The organism is Natronomonas salinimetallica, from assembly GCF_013839515.1.
Classification (GTDB): domain Archaea; phylum Halobacteriota; class Halobacteria; order Halobacteriales; family Haloarculaceae; genus Natronomonas.
Window position 1 is genome coordinate 1 of record NZ_JACDNQ010000002.1, and the last position, 17,692, is coordinate 17,692.

Consider the following 17,692-nt stretch of genomic DNA (forward strand, 5'->3'; position numbering starts at 1 on the left):
TTCATCCAGATGCCGGACAATCTCGATCCGACGATCTCCACTCATTACCTTCCAGTCTCATTCCATGCCCATAACTTCCGTCACTCATTACGCTCTCGTGAACGCCGAACACGCCACACCCCTCGCGGGGCCGACGTATCGCGCACGAACCCGGTATCGCCTCGCCGGACCCCGTTCGGCAGGCGAGAAGTTGCCAGCGGGGACACGGGACTGGCCCGCTGTCCCGCGCTGGAATCCTCGCGCTTCAGCGCGGGGAGGATGTCAATCGTCGCCTTCTGCCCCGCGATCCCAGACGTTCGAGACGGGGTCCCCGGCCGGCGGTGTGTGGTCGATCTCTCCGAGGGTACGTGTGTCCTTCATCGTATCTCGTTGGGAGAGCCTCTCAGTACCTAATTCTTTCGCCCGTCTGAGGTCCAGGGGATATCGCAGTAGACGTTCGACGGCGGCCGCCAACGACCGCTGTACCGTTTGGAACGGGACGGGCAGCGGGCGACGGTCGGAGCCGCCCGGCGGGTCGACGGGGCGAGTGTCTCGGGGCTTGCCCCCGAGGTATTTCACACTGATACTGACGGACAAAAGAATGTACACACGACGCACGAGGATCACGCCGTTCGACGGAGCGAACGGCGAATCACTCGTGAGTCGGTTTCATTTGATTTCGTCCACCAGTATGAATCGGCCGGGGGATTCATACCCGACCGAGGCCTATCGTCGGGAATGGCAGATCGCGCCGTCTCGAACACCGTCGGGATCGTACTCATCCTCGGGATGACGGTCCTCTCCGTCGGGGTGTTGCTCGCCGTCGGCGGTGCCGCGGTCGACGATACGCGCGCGGACGCCGAGCGCTCCCAGATGGAGAACTCGATGTCGGCGTTCTCCTCGAAGGCCAGCCTCGTCGGATTGGGCGAGTCCGGCGACCAGCGGTTCTCGTTGGGACGGGCCACCGAAGGACACGTTACCGTCCGTGAGGACGCCGGGAACGTCAAGATCTGGATCGAAAACGGCACCAGCGACGACGCCGACGAGGGCGGCGACGACGACGATGTCGAGCCCACGGAGGTCGCCAACACCTCAATAGGTGCCCTCGTCTACGAGAACGACGGGCGGGAAATTGCCTATCAGGGCGGCGGCGTCTGGGAGCGACAGGGCGATTTTAGCCGAATGATCTCCCCGCCGGAGTTCCACTACCGCGCAGAGACGCTGACGTTTCCCATTATACGCGTGACCGGGAGCGGATCGGCCTCGGGTGACGTCCGAGGAACAGTCGGTCGGGAAGGCGACTCGCGTGGATTGTATCCGAACGCCACGAGGGAGAACCCCCTCGAGAACCCCCTCGAGAACGGGACGGCGTACGTCGAAATCGAAAGCGAATACTGCCGTGGATGGCAGTCGTTCTTCGAGAGCAGGACGCAGGGTGAGGTCGACGAGGGATGCGACGATGGGGACGAGAACGTCCTTAGATTGAATCTGACCGTCTCGATCGATCCGACGTTCGGGTCCGCCGTAACGTCGAAAAGTGTCTACAGTCCGGGCAACGCGAACGTCTCGAACAACCGAAACGGGGTTTCGGCACCGTCGGCCAGTTCGATGATCGAGGACGCGATCGCGGACTGTGAGGACTGGGGTTCGCTCGGTTCGTCCGTGTCGTCAGGGACACACTGTACGGAAGATCCAGCCGACATCGGGGACCTGACGATCGATACCGGTGGCGGCGACGTGGACGTTGTAATAAACGACGTCGATGACAACGGCGTTACCGACGCGGACGTCACGGTGAACGGCGGCGGAAACGCGACCGTCTACCTGAAAAGCGAGGCGGGGATCGATATCGCCGGTGGTGACGGCCTGAACGTCGATGCTGACCCCGAACAGTTCCTCGTGTACGTCCACTCCGACGCCGACGAGATCGTCTTCTCGGGGAATGTCGAGTACAACGGTGGACTCTACGCGCCCAACGCCCGGCTGACCGGCTCCAGTGGGAAGTGCAAGGGCGGTGGTGGCGGTACGATCACGGTGACCGGCTCCGTCGTCGTCGACGAGTTCTGCTTCCAATCGAAGTCCACCGAGTTCATACACGACGAAAAGATGAACGACATCGATCCGGATCTGGGTGCCGATACGCTCAGTTATTTACACGTAAGCGAGAACACGGTCCGCGTCGAGATCGGCTGACGGCTCACCGCTCGAAACGTACCCCGATCGGCGCGAGAGGGGCCGAAACGCGGTTCGTATCGACCTGGAGGGTTTTTCCGTCATTCAATACCTCGCCGTTTTTCGTCGTCTCGAGGGCGGCCTGTCGCTCGAAGTACCGTCCCCAGGCGTCACTTCGGGGGGAATCAACAGTGATTTTCACCGTATCGGCCGAGGAGACGCCCGGGGACGGTATCGCCGTCGGACGCGCGGCCCGTGTAGTGATCCGTAGCGTACCATCGGTCGATATCCCGGCTCCTCTGTGTTCTCCCCGGGTCGAGATGAGCGGGACCACAACTTGCTCCGAGGTGGTTCGAAACGGCGGCTCTCGGAGCATCACGGCGCTGCCGCCGTCGGTTCGGAGTATCGCGCCGTTCATGTACACGATCTCGGTGTCCCCCTGTTCGTACACGATCGGATCAACGCGTGTCGAGACGTTCGTGTCCGGGGCGTCAGCGTCCTCGATGGTGACGTTCACCGGCTCCCCGTACCGCAACGTCTCCCCGGAGAGCCGCATCTCCGTCGCCCGGCTCGGCGCGCCGTCGCGGTAGACGTCCTTGACGTTGTCGGCGAGGATGTCGAAGGCCCGCTCGACGTTGTTGATCCGCTCGGCGTCCTGTCGGTCTTCGAGCGTCGCGAACCCGACCGTCGTCACGACGCCGACCGAGAGGGCGATGAGCGAGAAGATCAACACGTAGCCGACGACGTCGCTGACCGCACGGCCGTCGGATCCGAACCCGACACCGACCGTCATACCGATTCCACCACCAGTTCCCCGTCGCTCTCGTCGTATCCGATACCGACAGGGCCGCCGCTGACGGTCACCCCCTCCACGTTGGTTTCGCTCCGAAACGCGACCGATACGACTACCTCGGGGTCCGAGGTCCGGAGTTCTACCGTTCCGACACTTTCGGTGCTGTCGTGGCTGATATCGATCGTATACCCGCCCGCGGCGGTTCGATCCTGGAGGTCGGATCGGAGCCCCAGTTCCGATAGGTCTTCGGCCCCTCCGGCCCGGACCAGCCGATCCGCACCCGAGAGTTCCGCGGCGAGTTGCTGGCCGACCACGGAGAGTTCGTCGTGGGTGACGGCCCGCGTCTGGCTCCGGACCATCCCCGACCCGGCGATCAAGAGCGCCGAAAACAACATGGTGGCGATGGCGAGGTTCAACACGTAGCCGACCGCGATCGAGACACCTCGATCGTCGCTATTCATCGGGCTCCCCCGGCGCGATGCGTACCGTTCGTTCGTAACTCAATTTCGGTGTGTCCATTCGGATTCTGATCCCGTCGAGACTGTAGATGACGACGCTCGCATCGGTCCCCGAGAGACTCGAATCGCCTGGATCCGTACCCGATTGGACCACCAGATCGTACGTTCCGTAGGCGTTCGCGCCGTTCGTGAACGAGACCTCGGTGACGGTCACGTTCGGCCAGTCGATCGCGCAGGAGTCGCCGCCGAACCGCTCGCCGGTGACGTTAAAACGGATCGGACCGTCGCCAGCGTCGGCGGTACAGTCCGGGGAGCCGACGCTTTCAGCGACGACGAGATCGCTACTCGCGTTCTCGTCGATATATACGTACCGGCGCTCCCCGCCCAGATCGATCTCGAAGGGTTCATCCTCGGTCAGATTCAGCTCCGGCATGGACCCCGGCTCGAAAACGATCTCGAATGCCCTGACATTGTCCCCGTCGTCGACGGTCCAGTCGGCGAACTCGCCCGAGGCCGTTTCCTCGAGACGGAGGCCCCGCGTCGATCCCCCGGCGTGCTCCGTCGTTGTCGCCGCACCGCGTCTGAGGTGCATCTCGGCGTGGGCGTCGTCGATTTCCCCGATTCCGCTCTCGACTGCGGTTTCGATATCGCTGGCCGTCGAGTGATCCTCGTTAGCGTTCTCGGCCACGAGCAATCCGGTGACCGAATCCACCACCCCGTTCTGGTACTCCAAGGCCTCCCCCGTCGGATCCCCGCCGCGGGTCGCCACGTTGTCGGCGTAGATCGCGGCGTTGAGAAGCACCCCGAGCGTGACGAACATCACGGCGAGGACGATGCCCGTGACGAGGATCATCTGCCCGCGATCACTCACTTGCGCCAGACGGTCGCTCACTTGCGCCACGCGATCACCTCCACCTCGACGACGGCGTATAGCTGGCTGTCGGGGTCGGTGTCGGATACATAAAACGCGGCGGCGGAATCGGCTTCGACCTCGGCCAGCGTCGGGTCGTTATCGTCGACCGACAACTGCGAGCCGTCGTAGAGCCCGACCGTCCGGGTCGCCGAGACCGCGTTGTCGCTCGGCTCGCCCATCCGAACCATCGTCTCGGTGTCGGTGCCGCCACCGTCGGGATAGCGGACGACGACGTTGAACGCGATCTGTCGGCTCGACAGCGTCCCGTTCAGGTCCGCCCCGAAGCCGTTCGGGGGACCTTTGGCATATGTGCCTGAATCGGGCGTCCCGGCGAACGCGCCGTCGCCGTCGTCGGCGCTTTCGTTCCAATACAGCACCGCCCGCGTGAGGTTTCCGTTCTCGGTCGACGCCGCGAGAAGTCCCTCGATCGTCGCCTGATGTTGGTTCTCGACGTGCTGGTTCGAGGTGCTCGCCGACAGCGGCGTGACGGCGGCCGCCTGGGTGGCGAAGACCAGCCCGCTGACTAGCAACACGGCGGCGGCAAACGCCTCGACGGTGTGGGCCTGTCCGCGCACGCTACCACACCCTGACGGTCAGCCGGTATAGTTTTCCGTCGATCGAGACGGTTCGGGTCGCCACGGCCTCGGTACTCGGCTCCGGGCCGCCCATCGGCTGTTGTAAGTCCGCGGAGGCCCACTCGGGTCTCGCGGGGTCGGAGACCGGAGCGTCCAGTTCGTGGATCGTGACGTTGAGGTTTCGGTCCTCGAACGGCGGTGAGCCGTCGAACTCACTGAACCCGGCCGTCTTTTCACACTCCGTCCCTTCGACGACCTCCCCGAAGAACTCCGCAACACAACCGACCGATAGAATCCCCGGTTCGGCCGTCGAGGCGGCCAACACGTCGCCGGATAGCGTCGTCGCGGCCCGGTCTGCGGTCATGGACGCCGACCCCGTCCCGCCGGCGACGGGATCGAAGACGGTCGGCGCATACGCGACGACGAACACCAGCGTCAACAGGAACACCCCCATCCCGACGCCGAAATCGATCGTCGTCTGGCCGCGTACGGTCTCTGTCGTCCTCATACGAACAGGAACACCACCAACGCGAGTGTCGGCAACACGATGACGAATTTCAGGCTCGCCAGTACGCTGACCTCACGGATGTAGCCCGCGACGACGCCGGAGATGATCCCCTGGATGGTGACGGCGTGAAAGAACAACATCGTCAGTTCGTCGACGTCGATTCCGCCGCCGAACCCGCCGCCGGCACCGGGAGCGCCACCCCCCCCTCCTCCCCCCGCCTGGTCGACGAGCCCCGCCATCGTGTCGAGGAACTCGATCTTCAAAAGCACCATCACGCCGAGTAAGGTGACGTAGGTCATGATAATGATGACCGTCTGCATCCGCGTCCTCGCTTTTCGGTCACGCTCGATGTCGTCTTGGTTTTCGGACGCCTGTGCGGCCGTCGAGAGGACCTGCGTGATCTGACTCGACGCCTCCTGGGCCTTGGAAATGAGTTTGACGGTGCGGGCCAGTCGGGGGATGTGGTAGGTGTTGTTGAACTCCAGAAGCGCCGTCCGCAGGCTCGTTCCGTAGTTCACCTTCGCGTACATCGTCTGAAATTCGTTCGCGAGCCGTCCCGACGAAGTGTCCGAGACGACCTTCAGTGACTCGAGAAGCGTCATCCCGGTATCGTTCGCACTGGAGAGCTTCCGGAGAGTGTCCGAGAGGTTGTTGGTGATCGCCTTTCGCGAGCGGACGTTCCATTCATGAAAGACGGTGAGCGGGACGAGTGCGACGTACAGCGGCAAGTAGACCCAAAAGAAGGTGCCGCGTACGGGTGCCCCGATCATTCCATCGAGGGTCATCGGCGTCGCTCCCGATCGGATCGAGACGGCGAGGAGGACGGCCGACGCCGGGAGCGTGATCGCAAGCGTCGCGAGCGGGTACTCCCGAAAGAACAGGTGCGGTTTCTTTACGATCCCGATTGTGACGTGGGTCCCCTCACGGGACTTGATCCGACCGAAGATCCTGCCCCGGTCGCTATAGGACTCGACGAGGCCGAGACCGAACATACCACCGGCGTCGTGGGCCACCTCGCCGTCACTGGATCGGAGATAGCCGTCGCCGACCTCGTCGGAGACGACCGTCGAAACGAGGATCAAAAAGCCGACTCCGATAAGCGGGATCAAGCCGTAGACGGTCCCGTACAACAGCCTGTCCTGTGCGTCACCGAGCATCGACATGATGACCAAAATGATGATGAGAAGCAACGGGAAAAGCGAGAGCGTCATGTACATCTCGCCGAACAGTTCGAGGGTTTCGAGAACCGTCTCCTGTTCCTGTTTCGACGTCCGCATGTGCTTTTCTTTTTGATCTTCGAGAAAACGTTCCATGTCACCTCCGGAGTTGATGATCGAGAGCATATCGGTGAGAAACTGGCTCAGCTCATCGGAGGGCGTCTGCATCGACTGGTTTCGGATAGCGGTCCGGTAGTCGGTATCGAAATATTCGGTTTCGAGGACGATCGACTGGAACTCCTTTGCGACCTCGCCGTACGTGTCGTCCGCCCGGGCCATCGCCTGGAGGATCTCGAGTTGGTTGAGGCCGCCGACCGAGAGCGCGTACATGAACGAGACCGAATCCGAGAGCAGGACGTTGATTTCGCGTTTTCTCGCGTCGGCGTCGAGATACGGCTTTGCGACCATCCCGCCGAAGCCGGATCCGAACCCGATCGATCCGAAGACGAGTCCGGAGAACACGATCAAGAACGGGAGTTTCAGCTCGTTGATCGTCGAGAGGTACGGCTCCGAAACCGGGATGCCGAGCAGGATCGGCGGCTCCGTAATAAAAAACGAGACCAGCACCCATCCGAGTAGCGTCCCGGCAAGCCACATGACCACTCCAGCGAGAACGCCGATAGCGAGCGCCTTCGAGAGGTACAACTCGACCGTCTGTGACATCCGTGCCTCGGCCAGTTTCCGCTCGACGTCCCCGACGAAGTCGCTATCGTCGTCGAAGAGCCGCCGTGAAAGCGGATAGAAGGCGTCGGCGAGGACGTCTATCGTCCCCGCAGTCGGCGCTGATCCGACGCTCATGGTCCGCGTTCGTCGTCCTCGCCTGATCGGCGTTCGTCGCTTTCGGAGCCACTGTCGTCCGTGGTATCGGGGGCGTCGGCCGGTCCGGACTGGAACGTACCCCCGAGGTTGGAGGCCCCGCCCGTCCCGGCATCGGAGTCAGCCCCCTCGCCGCCGAACGATTCCGTGACCTCGACGTTCTCGGCGGCCTCGACGTCCAGGGCTTCGGTGATGTCGACCCCTGTGTCCGGTCCGCGGTACTCATCGAGCATCGGTTCGGCTTCCTCCAGGATCTCACGGCTCCGCTCGAGCATCGCCTCCCCGGCATCGGGACGGGGAACCATCGACTCCTTTTCGGGATCGATGTCGATTTTGACTGACTCCATCTCGCGGAGGTCCTCGAGGGACCGTTCGAGATCGCCCGTCGCGATGAGCGTCAGTATGGTCTCCTCGTCGTTGATGAACGCCTGTAGCGTCGCCGCAACCTGGGTGTAGGTGTTCAGCCCCTCGTGAATGAGGTAGGCGATGACGACTTCGCGGGCGAACAGCTCGCTTTCGAGTCGGTCGCGGCGCCACCCGCGGTCGAAGGCGATGCTGTCTAACGTGTTCGATTGGCCCATCCGAAGGAATCTGTCGGTTTCGGCCTGCCACTGGTAGACGTCCTGAACGTTGATCTCGTCGTTCTCCGGGTCATAGTGGTTGATCTCCGTGATCGATTTGGTCCGCCTGACCTTGGTGCCTTCGACCCGTGTCTGCGTCTGGATGGAGACGAGATCGAGCGCCGTAAACATCGTCTTCGAGACGTTGATCGGGTCCGTGGTGAATCGCTTTATGACTTCGCCGACCGAGTCGGCGTGAAAGGTCGTCAGCGTCGTGTGACCGGTCGACATGACCTGAAACAGCGTCCGGCCCTCCTCGCCGCGGATCTCGCCCATCACGATGTACTCGGGGCGCTGTCTGAGCGCCGCCTCGAGCAGGTCGAACTCGTCGACGTCACCCTTGTCACCCTCGCTGAAGGAGGGGCGGGTGACGCTTGCGATCCAGTTTCGCTGCGGCAACTCGACTTCGCGGGTGTCCTCGATGGAGACGATCTTCGATTTGCTCGGGATGAAAAGGGAGACGGCGTTCAACGAGGTGGTCTTTCCCGACGCCGTCCCGCCGGCGAAGACGACGGACTTTTCGTTTTCGATGCAGAGCCACAGGAACGCCATCTCGTCGAGCGAGAACGTACGCCAGTTGATCAGGTCGATCGGGGTGAACGGGACGTCCTTGAACTGCCGGATGGTGTAGTTCGTCCCGTGGTCGGAGACTTCCCGACCGAGCGTGAGCTGGGCCCGAGAGCCGTCCGGGAGCGTCGCGTCCACCTGCGGGCTCCGCTTCGAGATCCCCTTTCCGGATCGCTGTGCGAGTTTGACGACGAACTCGTCGAGTTCGGTCTCCCCGTGGTGGACGTTAGAGATGATCTGCTCGTGCTCGGAGTGATAGACGAACACCGGCGAGTTGTAGCCGTCACAGGAGATGTCCTCGACGCTTATGTCGTGTTTGATCCCGTCGATCCGCTCGTAGCCGACGAAGTCCCGCCTGAGAAAATATAGCAACTTCTCGATTTGGTGTTCGGTGAGCGTCTCCTCGTCGGCGTCCAACAGCGCGGGTTCGGGCCGAGCCGAGATCCCGCCGAGCTCGCTCACGTCCGCCTCCGAGCCCTCCGCCTCACCGCCGTCCCCGAGGCCGAGGAGGCCCCGAGCCAGATCCGCGAGACCGCCCGAATCGGGGCGGGCGTCCTCCGCATAGAGATCGTACCGTTCGAGAAGCGAGTGGGTCTCCTCCTCGATGACCGTCGCCCGGGCATCCGTATCGCCCTGGACGACGATCTCGTCGTCCGAGTATTTGATCGCGGTTTTGAGCTTTTTCACCAGAAAGTCACGGAGGTCCGATTCGATCCGCGTCAGGTACGGCTCCACGAGGTAGTATTTGTGTTCGTTCTCCTTTTCGGAGTGAAAGATGATCACGAACGCGTACGGCTTGTTCACCCAGTAGCGATCAACCTCCCGGAAGTGACCCTTCTTTTCCTGTGAGACGGCCTTCTCCATGTCGTAGCGGGTGACGACGGTCGTCGTTCCGTCCGCGTTCGAAAAGAACTCGTCCTCGTCGATGTCCGGATCGACGCGGACGGTCCGGTCCGCTTCGAGTTCCGCCAGACGCCTCCCGGCGAGGCCACCGAGTCCCGCCCGCCCGCCGTGGTCACGGGCCTCGCCATCGCCGTCGGCATCGTGCTCGGGGACGGAAGCGGTCGCTTCGGTTTCGCCCGGATCGGGCGACGTGTCGGCATCCGGTTCGAACGTGGGCGTGGGAGCGCTCCCCGGAGCGGGGCTTCCATCGGTCCCCTCATCCGAATCATCGGTCGCCATTGTCCCCTCTTTGGCCGTCTCCTTGAAAAAGGGTTCCGGCCGTATCGGGACACGACTCATACGGATCACCGGCCCCGAGGACACTGCCCGCAGTGTGTGATCGATACCCTCTGACACTGCCGGCCGTCCGTCTCGACCGCCTGTCGAACCCCGTGTCGCAACTCGCTCGACACGGGTACAGCCGGCAGTATGCGTCGTTAGCTGACGAACCGCTCGAGGCGGTCCATCGCCTCCCGGAGTTCGTCGAGCCCGGTCGCGTACGACGCCCGGAGGTGTCCGTCCGCACCGACCCCGAAGGCGTCCCCGGGGACCATCGCCACGGACTCGGCCTCGAGGAGGTCCTCGGCGAACTGCGCCGCGTCTTCGCCGGGACACTCCGGGAAGACGTAAAACGCGCCGGTCGCCTCGAAGCAGTCGATCCCCATCTCCTCGAACCGCGAGAGCACGAAGTTCCGGCGGCGGTCGTACTGCGATCGCATCTCCTCGACGTCCTCCCGGCAGTTCCGTATCGCCTCGATTCCGGCGTTTTGGGCCGTCGTCGGGGCTGACAACATCGTATACTGGTGGATCCGGTTCATCGCGGTGATGACCTCTTTGGGGCCCATCGCGTAGCCGAGACGGAGCCCCGTCATCGCATAGGCCTTCGAGAACCCGTTGAAGACGACGGTCCGCTCGCGCATCCCGTCGAGTTCGGCGATCGAGACGTGCTCGCCCTCGTAGGTGAGGTCGGCGTAGATCTCATCCGAGAGGACGGCGATGTCGTGTTCCCGACAGAACGCCGCGACCTCGGCCAGCTCCGCCCGGTCCATCGTCGCGCCCGTCGGGTTGTTCGGGTAACAGTAGACGAGCAGATCGGCCGCCTCCGCGCCCGCCGCACGGAGGACTTCGGGCGTGAGCGTAAATTCGTCCTCGACGCGTGTCGGTACGTCGAGTACCTCCCCGCCGGAGAACGTAACACCGGGCGTGTAGGAGACGTAACACGGCTGGGCGACGGCGACGGTGTCACCGGGGTCGACGAGCGCCCGGAAGGCGAGATCGATCGCCTCGCTCGCTCCGGCGGTAACGAGGACCTCGTCGTCGGGGTCGTACTCGAGGTTCCACCGGCGGGCGTCCGCGGCGATCTCCTCTCGGAGCTCCCGTTTACCGCGGTTTGCGGTATAGGACGTCTGGCCGCGCTCCAAGGCGGCGATCGCGGCCTCGCGGGCCGACCACGGGGCGGAGAAGTCGGGTTCGCCGACGCCGAGGGAGATGACGTCGTCCATCTCCTCGGCGAGTTCGAAAAACCGCCTGATTCCCGAGGGCGGAACGTGGGCGACACGCTCGGACGGTTCGAGGCTCATGGCGTGACCGAGAGACGATCGTCATCGTCCCCGTCGTCGAAACGGTGGCCGCTCTGTTTGTACGTCTCCATGATGTAGTGGGTGACCGTCTGGGTGATCTCCGGGAGGGGCGCGATCTTGTCGCTTATGAACCGTGATACCTCCCGCATGTTTTGGCCTTCGACCTCGAGGGCGAAGTCGTAATCGCCGGAGACGAGCCGAAGCCCCTGGACCTCCCGAAAGCCCGCGACCCGCTCTGCGACGTCCCGGTAGCTCGTCTCGCGGTCCAGCGTAACGTTGAGTTCGACGTGGGCCTGGATGCGGTCGTCGCTGACGGCGTCCCAGTCGACGACTGCGGTGTATCCCTGGATGATCCCCTCGGCTTCCAGTTCGGCGATCGTCTCCTCGACGGTCGCCTCCGGGAGGCCGCTGAGACGGGCGAGATCCGCCGTCGAGTACCGGGCGTTCTCACACAGGAGCTCCAACAGTTCGTCAGCGTGTTCCATACAGGATAGGACGGTAGCGCGAACTAAAACGTTGCGAGCCAGCGCGGGTGAGCCCCCCGACGTGCTCCGTCGCCTTAATATAATGATTCTTTATGGTGTTTGTAATATAAGGTCATGGGTTGGTATATTATCTCTCGATACTATTATTATGGTTCCTCCCATCGGGACGAACATGAAACAACACGCGTTGCGGACCGCCATGACGCTGTACGAGGGTGACACACTCGATCTGCGGACGGCCGCAAACCAGGCTGGCGTCTCCCCCGACCGGCTCCGCCGCGCCGTCCGGCGCTCCGGCGGATCGATCCCCTCGCCCGGTGCCGACGCCGGTCCGGTCACGGTCGGCGCGGACTGATACTTTCGGCCGTCCGTCGCGACCGCCTGTCGCACCCTGTGGCCACGACTCGCGTGCACTGGGGACGGCCAGCAGCGTGATCGCCCCCTCGTCTTCTCGTTCCCGCCCGTCGGCCGATAGAGCACACACCGCCGGCGGTCTCACGAGCTCCGAGAATCCGGACGAACGACCGCGGGGCGCATCGAACGGGCGGAGTTAACGGTAAAGAGTTTTGCGCCCCCGGGGCTGAAAGACGTGTATGACCACGTTTGAATACGACGTCGCCATCGTCGGAGCCGGGACGTCCGGCTGTTATGCTGCGGCCACCATCGCAGGGGCGGGCTACGACGTCGTCATCGTCGAGCGCAAAGACGAGGCCGAAGCGGGCCACATCGCCTGCGGGGACGCACTGAAGGGTGCCGACAAGTTCCCCGAATCGATCCCGAAATCACAGATCGAGGGCTCCTTTACCAACACCGAGGTCGACCACGGCCAATTCGAGATCCCACAGGAGAACGTGGTACTCGACATCCCGGTTCCGGGCGAACTCGCCGTCATCGACCGCTACGAGTACGGCCGCCGGCTCCTCGAAGGGGCCGAACGCGCCGGGACGACGTTCCACTACGACACCGTCGTTCAGGACGTCCGTCAGGACGGCGACGGCCGGGTACGGGGCTTCGATGCGACGAAGCAAGGCGAACACCGGCGCTACGAGGCCGACGTGGTTCTCGACGGTGCCGGCGCGCTCTCGCTTTTGCAGGACAAAGCCGACTTCGAGGGGACGACGTTCGATACGAACGTCCGGTACTCACAGTTCTCCTCGGCCTACCGGGAGGTCATCGAGGTCGACGAGCCGGTCGAGTGGTCCGACGCTCTCGTATTCAAGCCGACGAAGCGGTCGGCGGGCTATCTGTGGTATTTCCCGCGGACGCCGACGGAGATCAACGTCGGCTTGGGCTTCCAGATGAACGAGGAGCCGATGCGACTGGTCGCCGACCTCCGGGAGGACGTTCGCAACCGACCGGAGCTGAAAAACGCCACCGTCAAGGACAAACTCGGCGCGGCGCTGCCGACGCGGCGGCCCTACGACTCGGCGGTCGCGCCCGGCTACATGGCGATCGGCGACGCCGCGGCCCACGTCAACCCGATCAGCGGCGGCGGGATCGCCGGGGCCGCCTACGCCGGCCAGTACGCGGGCGAGCAGGCCATCGAGGCGCTCGAGGACGGCGACGTGAGCGAGCGAGCGCTGTGGCGCTACAACGAGCGCGTCATGGAGCACTACGGCGGCCGCTATGCGGCCCTCGATATCTACAACATCTTTTCGACGGCCTACGACCTCGACGATCTGATCGCGCTGTTGGCGTCGCTGCCCGCCGAGAAGCTCTCGGACGCGTTGTACTCCGGTTCCGCGAACGTCGGGCTCGGCCTCAAGATCCGGGTGCTCATCCGGAGCTTCGGCCACTGGGACACGCTAAAGAACCTCTACGAGACGAAGGGCCTCGCCGACCGCCTGCTCGATCACTACGAGACGTACCCCTCGTCGCCCGGGGGCTTCCCCGAGTGGCAGCGGAAACGCGACCGGATCATGGACGACATCTACGCGAAGACCGGTGCTGACGCGAAGTACTGATTCCGACACGAAGTACTGACAGCGACGGACACGGGAAACGATCGGGCGACTACCACGCGGACAAACCGAAGCCTTCCGGCTGGCGGTATGAAAGCGGTTCGAAACGGCCGAAGAGCCGGTAGTATACGCGCTCAGACGCTAGTTCGAGAACTTCTGTTCGTCGTCCGTGTCCGGCGCTTTCACCGGCCCCTCCTGATCTAGCGGGTTGGGGCTGGGGAACGATTCGAGGCGCTCTTGTTGTTGATACAGCGCACACCAGTCCTGCGAACGCACCCGACCTTCGACGATCGAGCACGCGCCCGCCCCGTCCTCGTCCTTTTCGTCGGCGTGTTTGCTCGGAATGAAGAATCGGCAGTTCGCACAGAGTTGGTACCCCTGTGGGTAACACTGGTAGGCCGCTTCCTCGCGACTGGACAGCGCGGTGGGATCGCGCTCTATTCCGTCGACGCTCTCCGCGGTCCGGTACTCCTCTGCGACCTCCACGTTGTTCTCCTCGATACACCAGTTGTCGGGCCGTCCGGCTTCGGTATCCGCCTCGGTGTCGGCCCCGGAGTCGCCACCGCCGCCGAACTGGAGACATCCCGCGAGCGCGGCGACTGACGCCCCACCCGCGGCCTGGAGGAACTGTCGCCGTCTCGAACTATCGGTGTCCGTCGATTTCGCTTCCTGCGGCCCGTCTTGATCATTCGACATCTCTAGTGGCACCTTTGGTTTACTGGATGGTAATGTTTAGGGTATCGCGCACCCGGGAGCGGATCGCGACCTCCCGGCCGAATCAAAGCCACTCGTCGGGCTTCGTATCGTAATCGACCTCGGTCGCGCGGATGTCCTCGACCGCCTCGTCGGGCAGGTCCTCCTCCTCGAAGGAGGTGCCGTCGAACCGAATCAATTTAGCGCGTTCGGTCGGTTCGGGCTCCTTGTCGCGTCGTCTCGCGACCTCGATGTCGTGTTCGTCGAACTCCTTTCGGATCGTTTTCAGCGCGACCGGCCGCCCCCACAGCTCGAAGACCCGTTCGAGCGTCTGTTTGGCCTCCCGACGGTCGAGTTGCACCCCGTTGTAGTGGTGAGCAAGGAGCAACTCGTTGCGGTTCCGGAAGTTGCCGTCGTGGACGGCGATCGTCGGCTTCCCGAAGTTCGTAAACTGCAACATCAGCTTCTTTTTGACGTCCTCGGCGGCCGTCGACGTAGCGCGGTAATCCCCCGTCGTGTGGGTGTACTCGTAGGTGAAATACTCGTTCTCGTCAACGAACTCCTCGGTGAGAAACTCATCGAGGAACGTCACGTCGTTGTGACTCTCGCGCACCTCGAACATCCGATCCCAGCCGGCCGTCCGGTCGACGGCGTCGATCGCCGCACCGACCGAGCCGTAGCGATCGGTCTCGAAGAGATACCGGGCCGTCCGCTCGAGTTCGCCCTGTGTGACCCGCTTGAGGAACCCCCGGTTCTCCCGTTTGACGAGCGAGTAGTGGCGCTCGGCCATCCCCTCGTACGTAAGCAGCTTCCAGGGGTAGCGTTCGATGTCGATGTCCGCGCCGTTTCGGACGCGGCCGAGCGTGTCGGCATCGATCCGCGGATCGTCCGGATCGAGCGCGTCCAGGTGACCGACGGGATCGTCGACGGCCGGATCCGGCTCCAGGCGCTTCAGGACCGACTCGAAGTCGACCGACTCGCCGACGTTCCGCCAGGTCACGCCCTCGACGCGGAGCAGGCGTTCTATCACCTCCCGTCGGTTCCGGCGGTTCTCGACGTACTGCCACAGTTCGAAGCCGAGTTTGTAGGGGTTCAGCCCGGGCGAGCCGAGCACCTGTGCCATGTGGTCGGCGTAGGAGACGAACTCGTCGGCGTCCGCGAAGTTTTCATCGGCCATCATCTTCGACTCCCAGTAGGAGGCGTGGCCCTCGTTCATCACCTTCGTCATCTTCTGTGGGGCGAAGTAGTACGACTCCTTGCGCAGCAACTCGAGGACCTCCCGCTGCCACTCCTCGTACTCCGTCGCCCGGCCGGTCTCCTCGTCGTAGGCCTTCCCGTGGGCCGCGAGAAACGCCAACAGATCCCGTTCGGGCGCGGCGGGAAACGTCGCCCCGTCGCCGTCGTCGGCCATCGTATCGAGGAACGCCTCGTCGAATACCTCGCGTCTGACCTCCTCGGAGAGGTCGAGGTCGTCCAGTTTCTCTTCGATATCCGCCGTGGCCACCGATCCCTCGTCGGCCTCGAGCGCCGTCGAGAACGGCCGGTGTTGGTCGACGTTGTCCTCCAGACAGAGGACGTGATCGATCCACGACTCGACGTCCTCCCGCGAGACGTCCGGGTCGTCCATGTACTCGCCGATCGTCTCGGCGTGTCGCTCTAGCATCGCCGCCGCGTCCGGCGACTCCGAGAACATCCGGAACCACTCGTTGTTTTTGAAGAAGTCGGCGTGGGCCTCGACGTGGGTGATGACCGCCTTCTGATCGGCGAGGTCGTTCGATTCCTGGAGGAACGCGTTCGAGGGGTCGTCGTTGTTGACGATCTCGAAGGCCTTCCCGCCCAGGAACTGCCGCTGTTTTCGCTGGCGGTCGTAGCTCATCCCCCACCGCCAGTGGGGGTAACGACGCTGGAAGCCGCCGTAGGCGATGAGTTCGTTCATTTCGTCGTAGTCGACGACCCAGTAGTTCACCTCGAAGGGATCGAGACCGAGCCGCCGCGCGAGCGCGTTCGCCTCGCGGGCCGGTTCGGCCAGCCCCTCTGCGATCCGCTGTTTGTGGAACCTATCGTCGGTTTTCATGTCTCTTCCTCCGTGCTGAGTATCGTATCGATCGCGTCGATCACGTCGTCGGGTCCTTGAACGTAGGCGACGGCGACGTTCGAGTCGTCTGCGAAGTGGCTCTCGACCTCGCCGGCGTGGGTCGCGTTGATCGCGTTCCCCGAGGGCTGGGTCTCGACGTAGGCGTGGAGGTTCGCCGGGATCTCCTCCATCGTCGGGATTACCCGCTCTTCGGTGTCGTTCGAGGAGTTCTCCGAGTCGCCCGCCGCGAACACGTAGCGGTTCCACTCGCTCCAGGGGTACTCCGATTCGAGGACCTCGGCGGCCAACTCGTAGGCGCTCGAGATCCGGGTCCCGCCGCCGGAGCGAATGCCGAAGAACTCCTCGCGGTCGACCTCCCAGGCGTCGGCGTCGTGGGCGATGTAGACGAACTCGGCGTTGTCGTATTTGCCGGTGAGATACCAATCCAGCGGCGTGAACGTCCGTTCGACGAGTTCGCGTTTGGCCTCCCGCATCGACCCGGAGACGTCGCGGATGTTCACGACGACGACGTTCTTTTCGCGCTCCTCTACGATCTCGGGGTAGCGGTAGCGTTCGTCCTCGCGTCTGAACGGGACCTCGTCGATGCCCTCGCGGCGAATCCGGGCCGCGGTCGACTCCCGCTCGACGTTCGCTTCCATCTCCTCGATCGACGCCCACCGCGAGCGCTCCTCGGCCGGGATGGACTCGTAGGCATCCTCGATCCAGGGCCGCGAGACCGGGACGTGCTCGCCGCGGGCCCACTCGAAGACCGTCGCGGGTCCCCAGCCATCGACTCTGAGCGCCTCCTCGACGTACGTCTCGTCGAAGTCCATCGCCAGTTTCCGCTTGATTCCCTCCTTGAACAGCCGCTCGAAATCGAGCGTGCTCGCCGGCCCCGTCCGAGTGATGTCGGTGAAATCGCCCTCCGTCTCCTCGATTACGTTCTTGCCTTTCGGATCCAGATCGAGACCCAGCTCCTCGTCGAGCTCCTCGGCGAACTCCTCGGGGTCCATCTCGTAGTACTCGTGGTCGCCGCCCTCCTCGCCCGGATCGCCGTCCTCGCCGTCGTCGTCGCCCGGCTGTGGCTGTGGCTCGCCGACCGGATCGCCGGGGGCCGGCGTCCCGCCCTGGCCCTGACCGACCCCGCCCATATCGCGTGGGTCGTAGACGAACTCGGGTAGATCGACGATCTTGATCGGTATCTCGAGTTCGTCCGGGCCGGACCGGCCCAGGTCGCCGTACTGGATGAACTCCGCGAGGTCCTGTCGTTTCGCTTCACCGACCTCGCGGTATCGGTCGAGGTCGTCTCTACGCCCCACGATCGATCACCCTCCGTCGT

The 17,692-nt window shown here is 63.7% G+C and carries 16 protein-coding genes; 3 read left to right on the forward strand and 13 right to left on the reverse strand.

What is annotated here, in order from left to right; genetic code table 11:
- Positions 1-261 precede the first annotated feature (261 nt).
- Positions 262-360, reverse strand: coding sequence for a DUF7989 family protein (locus HZR14_RS14705; RefSeq protein ID WP_489674971.1), 99 nt, complete (start codon positions 358-360; stop codon positions 262-264).
- 357 nt (positions 361-717) lie between these two features.
- Between HZR14_RS14705 and HZR14_RS01230 the strand changes: the two genes are divergently transcribed.
- Positions 718-2,172, forward strand: coding sequence for a DUF7289 family protein (locus HZR14_RS01230; RefSeq protein ID WP_181691055.1), 1,455 nt, complete (start codon positions 718-720; stop codon positions 2,170-2,172).
- Positions 2,173-2,176: 4 nt separating this feature from the next.
- Here HZR14_RS01230 and HZR14_RS01235 read toward each other — a convergent pair whose 3' ends face one another.
- The 9 genes from HZR14_RS01235 to HZR14_RS01275 all read right to left on the reverse strand — a co-directional run bounded on the left by HZR14_RS01235 (position 2,177) and on the right by HZR14_RS01275 (position 11,625).
- Positions 2,177-2,944 (reverse strand): DUF7289 family protein, encoded by a 768-nt coding sequence (locus HZR14_RS01235; RefSeq protein ID WP_181691056.1) that lies wholly within the window; start codon positions 2,942-2,944, stop codon positions 2,177-2,179.
- Entirely contained in the window at positions 2,941-3,405 is a 465-nt protein-coding gene (locus HZR14_RS01240) for a DUF7266 family protein (RefSeq protein WP_181691057.1), read from the reverse strand. Before HZR14_RS01240 ends, HZR14_RS01235 begins: the two co-directional genes overlap by 4 nt.
- Positions 3,398-4,303, reverse strand: a complete 906-nt coding sequence (locus HZR14_RS01245; RefSeq protein WP_181691058.1) for a DUF7261 family protein — start codon at positions 4,301-4,303, stop codon at positions 3,398-3,400. Before HZR14_RS01245 ends, HZR14_RS01240 begins: the two co-directional genes overlap by 8 nt.
- Positions 4,291-4,890 (reverse strand): DUF7288 family protein, encoded by a 600-nt coding sequence (locus HZR14_RS01250; RefSeq protein ID WP_181691059.1) that lies wholly within the window; start codon positions 4,888-4,890, stop codon positions 4,291-4,293. The genes HZR14_RS01245 and HZR14_RS01250 overlap by 13 nt, the downstream gene beginning before the upstream one ends.
- Position 4,891: 1 nt before the next feature.
- A complete protein-coding gene (locus HZR14_RS01255) occupies positions 4,892-5,398 on the reverse strand; it encodes a DUF7287 family protein (RefSeq protein WP_181691060.1) in 507 nt (168 codons plus the stop codon).
- Entirely contained in the window at positions 5,395-7,413 is a 2,019-nt protein-coding gene (locus HZR14_RS01260) for a type II secretion system F family protein (RefSeq protein ID WP_181691061.1), read from the reverse strand. Before HZR14_RS01260 ends, HZR14_RS01255 begins: the two co-directional genes overlap by 4 nt.
- A complete protein-coding gene (locus HZR14_RS01265; protein ID WP_181691062.1) occupies positions 7,410-9,800 on the reverse strand; it encodes a type II/IV secretion system ATPase subunit in 2,391 nt (796 codons plus the stop codon). Before HZR14_RS01265 ends, HZR14_RS01260 begins: the two co-directional genes overlap by 4 nt.
- Before the next feature lie 197 nt (positions 9,801-9,997).
- Positions 9,998-11,140: a pyridoxal phosphate-dependent aminotransferase gene (locus HZR14_RS01270; RefSeq protein WP_181691063.1), complete on the reverse strand. Its 1,143-nt coding sequence runs from the start codon at positions 11,138-11,140 to the stop codon at positions 9,998-10,000.
- Positions 11,137-11,625, reverse strand: coding sequence for an Lrp/AsnC family transcriptional regulator (locus HZR14_RS01275; protein WP_181691064.1), 489 nt, complete (start codon positions 11,623-11,625; stop codon positions 11,137-11,139). The genes HZR14_RS01270 and HZR14_RS01275 overlap by 4 nt, the downstream gene beginning before the upstream one ends.
- A 172-nt stretch (positions 11,626-11,797) precedes the next feature.
- On the opposite strand from HZR14_RS01275, the gene HZR14_RS01280 reads away from it, so the two are divergent.
- Together HZR14_RS01280 and HZR14_RS01285 are read left to right on the forward strand one after the other, a co-directional pair.
- A complete protein-coding gene (locus tag HZR14_RS01280; protein ID WP_181691065.1) occupies positions 11,798-11,980 on the forward strand; it encodes a DUF7317 family protein in 183 nt (60 codons plus the stop codon).
- A gap of 238 nt (positions 11,981-12,218) precedes the next feature.
- The gene (locus tag HZR14_RS01285) at positions 12,219-13,589 is read left to right on the forward strand and encodes a geranylgeranyl reductase family protein (RefSeq protein ID WP_181691066.1); all 1,371 of its coding nucleotides are present in this window, start codon (positions 12,219-12,221) and stop codon (positions 13,587-13,589) included.
- Positions 13,590-13,727: 138 nt separating this feature from the next.
- On the opposite strand, the gene HZR14_RS01290 is transcribed toward HZR14_RS01285, so the two are convergent.
- The 3 genes from HZR14_RS01290 to HZR14_RS01300 form a co-directional block, all read right to left on the reverse strand.
- Entirely contained in the window at positions 13,728-14,282 is a 555-nt protein-coding gene (locus HZR14_RS01290) for a high-potential iron-sulfur protein (protein ID WP_181691067.1), read from the reverse strand.
- A gap of 82 nt (positions 14,283-14,364) precedes the next feature.
- Positions 14,365-16,353 (reverse strand): SpoVR family protein, encoded by a 1,989-nt coding sequence (locus HZR14_RS01295; RefSeq protein ID WP_181691068.1) that lies wholly within the window; start codon positions 16,351-16,353, stop codon positions 14,365-14,367.
- The gene (locus HZR14_RS01300) at positions 16,350-17,672 is read right to left on the reverse strand and encodes a YeaH/YhbH family protein (protein WP_181691069.1); all 1,323 of its coding nucleotides are present in this window, start codon (positions 17,670-17,672) and stop codon (positions 16,350-16,352) included. The genes HZR14_RS01295 and HZR14_RS01300 overlap by 4 nt, the downstream gene beginning before the upstream one ends.
- Between the last annotated feature and the right edge of the window lie 20 nt (positions 17,673-17,692).

Coding starts and splice junctions, on each gene's coding strand:
- HZR14_RS14705 (WP_489674971.1), bottom strand. CDS start 360: ATGAAGGACACACGTACCCTCGGAGAGATCGACCACACACCGCCGGCC.
- HZR14_RS01230 (WP_181691055.1), top strand. CDS start 718: ATGGCAGATCGCGCCGTCTCGAACACCGTCGGGATCGTACTCATCCTC.
- HZR14_RS01235 (WP_181691056.1), bottom strand. CDS start 2,944: ATGACGGTCGGTGTCGGGTTCGGATCCGACGGCCGTGCGGTCAGCGAC.
- HZR14_RS01240 (WP_181691057.1), bottom strand. CDS start 3,405: ATGAATAGCGACGATCGAGGTGTCTCGATCGCGGTCGGCTACGTGTTG.
- HZR14_RS01255 (WP_181691060.1), bottom strand. CDS start 5,398: ATGAGGACGACAGAGACCGTACGCGGCCAGACGACGATCGATTTCGGC.
- HZR14_RS01260 (WP_181691061.1), bottom strand. CDS start 7,413: ATGAGCGTCGGATCAGCGCCGACTGCGGGGACGATAGACGTCCTCGCC.
- HZR14_RS01265 (WP_181691062.1), bottom strand. CDS start 9,800: ATGGCGACCGATGATTCGGATGAGGGGACCGATGGAAGCCCCGCTCCG.
- HZR14_RS01270 (WP_181691063.1), bottom strand. CDS start 11,140: ATGAGCCTCGAACCGTCCGAGCGTGTCGCCCACGTTCCGCCCTCGGGA.
- HZR14_RS01275 (WP_181691064.1), bottom strand. CDS start 11,625: ATGGAACACGCTGACGAACTGTTGGAGCTCCTGTGTGAGAACGCCCGG.
- HZR14_RS01280 (WP_181691065.1), top strand. CDS start 11,798: ATGAAACAACACGCGTTGCGGACCGCCATGACGCTGTACGAGGGTGAC.
- HZR14_RS01285 (WP_181691066.1), top strand. CDS start 12,219: ATGACCACGTTTGAATACGACGTCGCCATCGTCGGAGCCGGGACGTCC.
- HZR14_RS01290 (WP_181691067.1), bottom strand. CDS start 14,282: ATGTCGAATGATCAAGACGGGCCGCAGGAAGCGAAATCGACGGACACC.
- HZR14_RS01295 (WP_181691068.1), bottom strand. CDS start 16,353: ATGAAAACCGACGATAGGTTCCACAAACAGCGGATCGCAGAGGGGCTG.